Below are 1,088 nucleotides of genomic sequence, written 5' to 3'. Positions count from 1 at the left end.
CCTTTAAAATAAAAGAACTGCTAGCTGAAATGTTATGAGATATTCATAACTACGGCTAGCAGTTTTTTTATGCGCTATATTGTTGTAATTTTAGAAATGCTTGTTCAATGCGTTCGGCAGCTTTACGGCCACCCATAACATTTCTACCAAATGGTCCTAATTCTAAGTCTGCAAAGCATCCTGCGACAAATAGATTTGGTATCCATTCTAATTTTTCGGAAATAACAGGGTAATTACATTCGTTGATAGGTGCATCATAATTTTGTATTAATTGCTTAATAAGTGGTTGTGACATAAAATCTTGTTCAAAACCAGTTGCAACCATAATCTGTTGATATGGAACAGAATCATTTTCAGTGTTAATTACACCACCACTAATTTGAGTGATAGGTGTTTTATGCACATTTATACGACCATTTTTAATATGTTTTTTAAGGCGTAAGTACAGTTCGTGAGGCATTGATCCTTTATGACGTTCACGTTGTACAATGGCATTTCTTTCAGGCATGCTTTTAGTACTTAAAAATGAAGACATATTTTTCGGACCTAACCAACCAGGATCAGCATCAAAGTCATGTATTTCAATATCTTTATTTAGCCATAAATGAATCTTTTTATCGTTATCATGATTTAACAATTTAAGTGCAAGATGTGCAGCAGTAATGCCACTACCAACGATATGATCGGTCTTATCGTATACTACTTGATCATGTTCTTTCTCGAAGATATGATTTACATTCTGTTTGTCTTTTAAAATGTCAGGCATAAACGGAATATTTGTACTACCTATTGCAATAACGACGCAATCTGTAGTGATAATTTGTCCATCTTCTAACTTGATATGCCATTTGTCTTCTTGTTTATCTAAAGTTTGAACTAAACCTTGAACCAAGCAATCCTCTAATTGATATTGTTTAGAAGCATGTGCAATATGATTCATAAACATTGTCAATTCAGGTCGTTGATAAGGACCATAAAAAGCATTTGTATATTGGTGCTGTTTAGCGAATTGTTTTAGATGGAACGGTTGTGGATGTACGTGATGTACAATCGGTGATCTTAAATAAGGCATTTCTATTCGATTTGTA

At 33.5% G+C, this 1,088-nt stretch carries 1 protein-coding gene; it reads right to left on the bottom strand.

Features of this window, described 5'->3' with window-relative positions; genetic code table 11:
• Positions 1 to 67: 67 nt before the first annotated feature.
• Positions 68 to 1,088: FAD-dependent oxidoreductase (locus IDG60_RS15565; protein ID WP_206160896.1), on the bottom strand; the 1,021-nt coding region annotated here is incomplete at its 5' end.

This window comes from Staphylococcus sp. EG-SA-2, from assembly GCF_017152085.1.
The sequence above is the reverse complement of the archived record's forward strand: the minus strand, read 5'-3'. Positions and strand labels throughout refer to the sequence as shown.